Source organism: Paraflavitalea sp. (assembly GCF_059502485.1).
Map to the genome: position 1 here is coordinate 3,360,594 of NZ_JCACET010000008.1, position 7,668 is coordinate 3,368,261.

The window sequence follows — 7,668 nt, forward strand, 5'->3', positions numbered from 1 at the left end:
AATACAATGAAAAAGTTTCTATTACCAATCATAGGGCTCTTTGTACTGGCCGCCTGCAACAAAGACGTGGAGTTCGCGGACTACAAGTACCAGACCGTCTATTTTGCTTACCAGTACCCGGTTCGTACGCTCACCTTTGGTGAGGACATCTTCAACACCGACCTCGACAACCAGGGAAAGTGCCAGATCATGGTTACCACCGGTGGTGTGTATTCCAACAAAAAGAACCTCAACATCGGTATTGCTGTTGACAACAGTTTGCTGGGTAATGGCCTGCTGTTTGGTGCGGGTAAGGATGAGATACTGCCCATGCCCGCTAACTATTATACACTGGCTGCCAACAGCGTCACCATCCCCGAAGGCGGTCTTACCGGTGGTGTGGAGGTGCAACTGACACAAGCTTTCTTCAACGATCCCAAAGCCATCAAAAATACCTACGTGATCCCTGTGCGTATCGCAGATAAATCAGGCGCAGATTCTGTGCTCGTTGGTAAACACTTCACGCTGTATGCTATCAAGTATGTGAACCCCTGGCATGGTAACTACCTGCGCCGTGGTAAAGATGTGATCACCGGCAGTGTAAACCAGACCATCGTTCGCCATCAGCAATACGTAGAGAAGGATGAGGTGAACAAACTGAATACGCGTGCTATGAAACAGTTGGAGTTTCCGGTAGTATTCAAGGATAAGAACGGCGTGAATGTGAACTGCCCACTGCTGCTCACTTTCGACGATGCCGGTAAATGCACCATCGCTGCTGCCAATGCCAGCTTTACTGCTACCGGCAGTGGCCAGTTTGTAAAAAGAGGAGAGAAGAACAGCTGGGGAAGCAAAGACCGTGATGCGCTTTACCTCAATTACCAGGTTACATTGCCCGATATGCAGGTGGCTTCCACCGATACGCTGGTGATGCGTGACCGGGCCGTAACAATGGAAACTTTTACACCAGTGAACAAGTAATCAATTCTGCCATATTTAATCTTCGTCATTATGATGAACAGACTACATACTCTTGCTGCCGGCCTCACGGCATTGACCGTGGTGGCTGCCTGCAACAAGTATAAAACCCCCGAATTCAACGTAGACAAACCCGGAAGCGTTACCGTTCAGGAAGATATCGACGCTTACCCTGCGTTGAAAACTTATATCAACCGGGCGGCTCATCCCAACTTCAAATGGGGTGCAGCGTTGGGCCTGCAGGAATACCTTGATAAAGGTGTGAAGTATCGACTCACCAACAAGAACTTCGATGAAATCGTGCTGGGTTATGAAATGAAGCACGGCGCTGCGGTACAAAACGATGGCAGCATCGACCTTAGCAAAGTAAAGACCTTGCTCGAAACAGCCAACAAAGCAGGCATGTCGGTATACGGCCATACATTGATGTGGCATGCTAACCAGAAAGCGACTTACCTGAACGGGTTGCTGTCGCCCATGGTAGTAACGTCGCCTGCCTATGCAAACGACCTGAACCTGGCCGGCCTGAAAGACAAGACTTTCAATGGCTGGAACAAGGCTAATCCCGGCGCCGGCATTACCGTTGCCGATGGCACCGGTATGGGTACCGGCAACCATGCGGTAAAGCTGGTGGCCACTGGTTCTTCTTCGGCGGCTACCGACCTGCAACTGATATCACCCACTATCAATGTGAACAAAACGCATAAGTATGAAGTGGTGATGTATATCAAATCAGATATAGCAGGTGAAGGACGCATTTCTTTTGAAGGATTGAACAACAATACACCGCAGATCGACTGGACAAAATCGGGTACGGCTACAGCGACCTTCACCACTGGTATTTCCTGGAAAGAGATCAGGTTCCAGATCAGTGATTTTGCCGGCGATCAGATCAAGATCAAAATCGACCTTGGCTATAAACCCGGCGTTACTTATTCTGTAGATATCAACAACCTGTATGTATATGATACGCAAGGTGTGCCTGCGATCAACAACCTGGTTACTGGTGGTGATTTCGAAACAGGTGTAGCCTGGGGCGGCTGGGGCGGCAGCTCTACCCGCGGTATCACAGCCGATGGCATGGGCGTGGGTAACAAAGGGAAGGCCTTTTATGTAACTAACCCCACCAAGGCAACCAACTACTGGGATGTGCAAACCAGCTACTCCTTTGCAGCTGCGCTGGACAATGCACAAGCTTATGAGCTGAGCTTTTGGGTGAAGGGTACAGCGGCAGGCATCATCAGGCCCGAATTGCAGAGTGCCGACTATTCCTCCAATGGCTTTGGTCAGGTAGCGGTTACTACCGATTGGAAACTGGTGACGATCCAGACAACAACAACTGCCGCCACCAGGATCAGGCTTATCTTCAGCTATGGAGAATATGCCGGTACCGTGTACCTCGACGATGTGGTGGTTAAGAGCACCAAAGCAACCGGCGGCAGCACTACCATTGTAGAGAAGACACCGGTAGAGAAAGCAAGCATTCTTACCGGCGCGATGGATAAATGGATGAAAAGCATGTTGGACGTCAGCAAGACATACGTGAAAGCCTGGGATGTAGTGAATGAGCCTATGGACGATGGCAAGCCGTACGAATTGAAAACAGGTGTAGGCAGAACACTGGCAGCTGACGAGTTTTACTGGCAGGATTATCTCGGCAAAGATTATGCAGTGATGGCCTTTAAACAGGCCCGCCAATTCGGCAACGCCAGCGATATTCATTTCATCAACGATTATAACCTCGAATACAACCTCGATAAATGCCGTGGCCTGATCGAGTATGTTAAGTACATCGAAAGCAAGGGCGCCAAAGTAGATGGTATCGGCACCCAGATGCACATCACGATCACTACTAACAAGGACAATATTGCAGAGATGTTCAGGCTGCTGGCTGCAACAGGTAAGCAGGTTAAAATATCAGAACTGGACATTGGCGTAGGTGTAAAGACTCCTGCCGCTACTGCTGAGCATTACAAAGCACAGGCAGAGATGTACAAATACGTGATCGATAAATACTTTGAGCTGGTACCTGCCAAACAGCGCTATGGTATCACCATCTGGAGCCCGCTCGACAGTCCGGCCAACTCCAGCTGGCGTGCCGGAGAGCCGATCGGTATCTGGACAGAGACCTACGTGCGCAAACAGGCTTATGCATCTGTGGCTGAGTCTCTGAAGACGAATACAAAATAGCAATAAGCTCCGGAATCTGCTAAACCATTCAATACAAGGTGACATCGCCCGCCGGATGTCACCTTTCTTTAAACCTTTCCTCAAAATATATTCGTGTTTACCAAATTTGTACAACTAATTGGTATAACAATGGTGCTGGCAGGATGCCAAACTGCCTCCACCAGTAAAGAGGTTGTACTCCTGAAAGTTGGTACCTGGCAGCTCGATACGGCCACCTGCGAATACATCGTCAACAGCCCATCCTGGACAGCGTTAACACCCGAGCAGCAACGGGACCGGCTGATAGAAGAGGGACGTATACTGGCATTTGCTGCGGACCATCGGTTCGACACCATCAGCAGCCTTCGTTGCCAGCTGGACCACGCGATGCAATACCATGTATCTTCCGTAGACGGATATGTATGGAGTAAACAGGTGAAACTCCTGTTGCAGGTGTCGGATGAAGATGTGCAGAAAGTCCATGCTTTACGTAGGCAGGAATACAAAGTAGAGACCATTTACTTTAGTAAAGAAGCGTTGTTGAAGGAGTATTATACAGGGCATCAGGCGAAGCTTTCCCTGCATGACTTTTATGCCTTGCAGCAAAAAGTAAAAGGAGTACCTGGTACAAATATATTCAGCGGTTATCTGCGCTATCCCTTTTATCCGCTGGGCGTATACCTACCAGCATTAGGGAATGCTGCAACAGGAACCGTATGGGGGCCAATTGAAGCATTATCGGGTTATTACTTCGTGCACCTTGCTGATAAACAGCCGCTGGCCCCCGCGCCTATAGCACAGGAGCAAGATCGCATCCGGCAAGAATTGCTGCTGGCCATAAAAGAGAAAGCTATTTGGGAAAGCAGGCAACAGGTATTGCGCGATACGAAGCCGCTGTTGTATGAAACTACTATCGCCGACATAGCTGCCAAAGCGGATACGACAGAAAAGAAATGGACGGGTGTAGATCCGGAGCTGGTATTGATGGAGTATGAATGGAAGGGAGTACGCCGGAACTATAGACTGACTGACTTGATTGAATTCATTCAATGTCAGCCCGCATTCACCGGTTCATTAGCCGATGCCGGCGATATCAAACAAATGCTGTATGCCTGGTTGATCGGTATCCACTTGTATGAACAGGGACGGCAAATGAATATGGAGCGTGACGTCGCCTACGTGCAATTTAGGGACCGGTATCAGCAGCAACTATTCATCAGTTATTATAAAACCCAACACGTCAACCATCAATTGGATCAACAATATCCGGTAAGCGTCGATCATCTCGAAGCCTACCTTGCAAACAGAATAGCATTACAAAAGAAAGACGATCAATAGATAGTCTTGTCAGACCATTCGTTTTATCATTAAACCATTTTCAAAATTATCAGTATGAAAAAGATCCTTATCGCTTTTGCCATCATCTTTATGTCAATATCTGCATCAGCCTATCAACATGTGTTTTATTGTAATCCAATGATAGGGTATGCAGGATCAAACGTTACCATCAATGCAACCTGCAGTTACCTGAAGTTCAGTAGCTCGTGGTATGATTTGTCAGGCAGTTATAATGGGGGTAGCTCTGTCGCCTACGATGGTGGCACACTCATCGGAGAGTATTCCTGGTGGACAGGCCACAACACACCCTCTTATAGCAGCTCCATTTTTTATAATCAATATTGGGGAACCGTAACTATGTACATGGCTGTGACCAGCTGTTATGGAGAATCGAAACTGGAGTGGGGACTTTAAGTAGTCGTATTTTTATAATTGTTTGATCAGGTACTTATCATATTGATCGTTTAGCCCGGTTAGACTGCTTGCAGTGGATAGCCGGGCTTATGTTATACATACCCTAAAAAGATACACACAATGAAGAAGAATCGTTTTGTTACCGCATGGGCTTTGGTTTTGCTGATGAGTGTAAGCCTGTGCAGCCAACCGGCCAATGCCCAGTCGATCCGTTTCACGAACCCTATCCTGACCGGCTTTTATCCTGACCCCAGTATTGTACAGGTGGGAACGGATTATTACCTGGTCAACTCTACCTTTTCCTTTTTTCCTGGCCTGCCTATTATGCACAGTAAAGACCTCAAGAACTGGAAACAGATCGGCAATGCCATCGACAGGACGTCGCAGATGCAGTTTCTGAAGCAGCGTACCACACGTGGGTTGTTTGCTCCTGGTATCAGCCACAATAATGGAACCTATTATATAGCCTGTACCAATATCGATGATGGGGGTAACTTTGTGATCACTGCAAAGAACCCGGCAGGCCCGTGGAGCAATCCGGTGTGGCTGCGTAATGTACGTGGTATCGATCCTTCTATTCATTTCGTGGATGGAAAAGCCTACATCATTTACAATAGCGATGCACCCGATTATAAGCCATTGTATTCCGGCCACAGAACGATACGCATGTATGAGTTCGATCCGGTTGCTTTAAAAACAGTGGGAGAGGAGAGGATATTGGTGAATGGCGGTGTGGATATTAGCAAAAAACCGGTATGGATCGAAGGTCCGCATCTCCTGCAAAGAAATGGTTGGTACTACCTCTGTGCAGCGGAAGGAGGCACCTCTGTCAATCATTCCCAGGTGATATTGCGCAGCAAGTCGGTATGGGGACCATATGTGCCGTATGAGAACAATCCGATCCTTACACAAAGAGGCTTACCGGAAGACAGAAAACATCCCATTACCAGTACCGGCCACGCACAAATGGTAGAAGGCCCTGATGGAAAGACTTATGCAATTTTCCTCGCCTGCCGTCCCTATGCCGGCGATTATTATAACACGGGCAGAGAAACATTCATTGCTCCTGTAGAATGGACAAACGATTGGCCGGTTATCAATCCGGGCAAAGTGGAAGTGCAATATTATTATGACGCGAACTTTCCGGAAGTGAAGCAGTCCGGCGCCTTACCGCAAAGTGGAAACTTTTCTTACACCGTTAAGTTTGGCCAGCAATGGGACCCATCGCTGCTGTTTCTGCGCTCCTGCGATAGCAGTTCTTTTTCCCTGAATAAAAAAACAGGCGTTACCATGAAGCTGAAGCCAGAGACAGTAATGGAATTAGGTGTACCTTCTTTTATCGGTAAGCGGCAGCAACACCTGTATGCCACTGCAGAGACAGAAATGTCTTTTACTACTGCAGCAGATAATGAAAAGGCAGGATTCATGGTTTATTATGACGAATACCACTTTTACTACCTGTGCAAATCAGTAGGGAATGGTAAGCCAGTGTTGCAGTTGTACAAAGGCAACCCATCAACCAAAGGCATGGACTTGCTGCAAGAAACTCCACTTACTGGCAAAGCGGATAAAGTGCAATTGAAAATAGAAGCCAAAGGTGATGTATATGATTTCTATTATGCTACCATTGCCGGCAAGTGGAATAAACTGCAGGGCGATCTGGATGCCAAATTCCTGAGCACACACGTGGCAGGTGGCTTTACCGGTTGCTTCTTTGCGCTCTATGCCACTTCATCGGGCAAGCCTTCCGGTAGCACGGCTTCCTTTGGCTATCTGAAATATAGTGGTAATGATCCCATGTTTAAATAAAAAATAACTGAATAAATTATTCGATTGTATGAAAAAGAAAACGTACAAGCTGCTGTTGGCGGGGCTGCTATTGATAAGTGCAAGCGCCTGGGCACAGGATCCCAATTTTTATATTTTCTTATGTTTGGGTCAATCTAATATGGAAGGGGCTGCCCGATTTGAACCGCAGGATACAACGGTGGATAATCGCTTTCAGGTATTGGAGGCGGTGGATTGTCCCAATCTCGGCAGGGAGATGGGCAAATGGTATACGGCAAAGCCACCGCTGTGCCGTTGCCGCACGGGCTTATCGCCCGCTGATTATTTCGGTAGAAAAATGTTGGCTGGTCTGCCACCAAATGCAAAGGTAGGCGTGGTCCATGTGGCGGTGGGCGGATGCAAAATTGAATTGTTCGATAAAGACCGTTATGAAGCGTACGCAGCAACAGCGCCTGACTGGATGAAGAACATGATCAAAGAGTATGGCGGTAATCCTTATGGACGATTGGTGGAAATGGCAAAGATTGCGCAGCGTGATGGCGTGATCAAAGGTATATTGCTGCACCAGGGCGAATCCAATACCAACGATACCACATGGCCTCGGCAGGTAAAAACGGTATATGATAATCTGATAAAAGACCTTCGCCTTGATCCTGCAGCAGTGCCCCTGCTGGCTGGAGAAGTGGTGAATGCAGATCAGGGTGGCGTTTGCGCCAGCATGAACAAGGTCATCGCTACCTTACCCACTACTATTCCTAACTCCTATGTTATTTCTTCTGCCGGATGTACGGATGGGCCTGATAATTTGCATTTCAATGCGGAAGGATATAGGATGTTGGGCGAAAGATATGCTGATAAAATGCTGTCCTTGCTGAAGAATACACAGCATGCGGGAAAGTAGACAATGTAACGGATCGTAGACAAGATCTATAATAACAAAAGCCGGCAATGAAGTGCCCCCAAAAAGTTAGACACTTATGGGGGCATTTTTTATGGATAAAC

General features: G+C 47.6%; 6 protein-coding genes. All 6 read left to right on the forward strand.

What is annotated here, in order from left to right:
• Positions 1-6: 6 nt before the first annotated feature.
• The 6 genes from AC5JBY_RS15800 to AC5JBY_RS15825 all read left to right on the forward strand — a co-directional run bounded on the left by AC5JBY_RS15800 (position 7) and on the right by AC5JBY_RS15825 (position 7,567).
• On the forward strand, positions 7-960 hold the full coding sequence (locus tag AC5JBY_RS15800; RefSeq protein WP_495905578.1) for a DUF5627 domain-containing protein: 954 nt from the start codon (positions 7-9) through the stop codon (positions 958-960).
• A 30-nt stretch (positions 961-990) separates the two neighbouring features.
• Positions 991-3,147 carry an endo-1,4-beta-xylanase gene (locus AC5JBY_RS15805; RefSeq protein ID WP_495905579.1) on the forward strand — a complete coding sequence of 719 codons (2,157 nt, stop codon included), beginning with the start codon at positions 991-993 and terminating at the stop codon, positions 3,145-3,147.
• Between the two features lie 93 nt (positions 3,148-3,240).
• Positions 3,241-4,464 (forward strand): peptidylprolyl isomerase PrsA family protein, encoded by a 1,224-nt coding sequence (locus tag AC5JBY_RS15810; protein WP_495905580.1) that lies wholly within the window; start codon positions 3,241-3,243, stop codon positions 4,462-4,464.
• A 54-nt stretch (positions 4,465-4,518) separates the two neighbouring features.
• Entirely contained in the window at positions 4,519-4,878 is a 360-nt protein-coding gene (locus AC5JBY_RS15815) for a hypothetical protein (RefSeq protein WP_495905581.1), read from the forward strand.
• Positions 4,879-4,998: 120 nt separating this feature from the next.
• Positions 4,999-6,687, forward strand: a complete 1,689-nt coding sequence (locus AC5JBY_RS15820) for a glycoside hydrolase family 43 protein (RefSeq protein WP_495905582.1) — start codon at positions 4,999-5,001, stop codon at positions 6,685-6,687.
• Between the two features lie 28 nt (positions 6,688-6,715).
• The gene (locus AC5JBY_RS15825) at positions 6,716-7,567 is read left to right on the forward strand and encodes a sialate O-acetylesterase (protein ID WP_495905583.1); all 852 of its coding nucleotides are present in this window, start codon (positions 6,716-6,718) and stop codon (positions 7,565-7,567) included.
• Positions 7,568-7,668: the final 101 nt, after the last annotated feature.

What these genes read in the sequence shown, in the direction of transcription:
- AC5JBY_RS15800 (WP_495905578.1), top strand. Translation starts at nt 7, where the DNA reads ATGAAAAAGTTTCTATTACCAATCATAGGGCTCTTTGTACTGGCCGCC.
- AC5JBY_RS15805 (WP_495905579.1), top strand. Translation starts at nt 991, where the DNA reads ATGATGAACAGACTACATACTCTTGCTGCCGGCCTCACGGCATTGACC.
- AC5JBY_RS15815 (WP_495905581.1), top strand. Translation starts at nt 4,519, where the DNA reads ATGAAAAAGATCCTTATCGCTTTTGCCATCATCTTTATGTCAATATCT.
- AC5JBY_RS15820 (WP_495905582.1), top strand. Translation starts at nt 4,999, where the DNA reads ATGAAGAAGAATCGTTTTGTTACCGCATGGGCTTTGGTTTTGCTGATG.
- AC5JBY_RS15825 (WP_495905583.1), top strand. Translation starts at nt 6,716, where the DNA reads ATGAAAAAGAAAACGTACAAGCTGCTGTTGGCGGGGCTGCTATTGATA.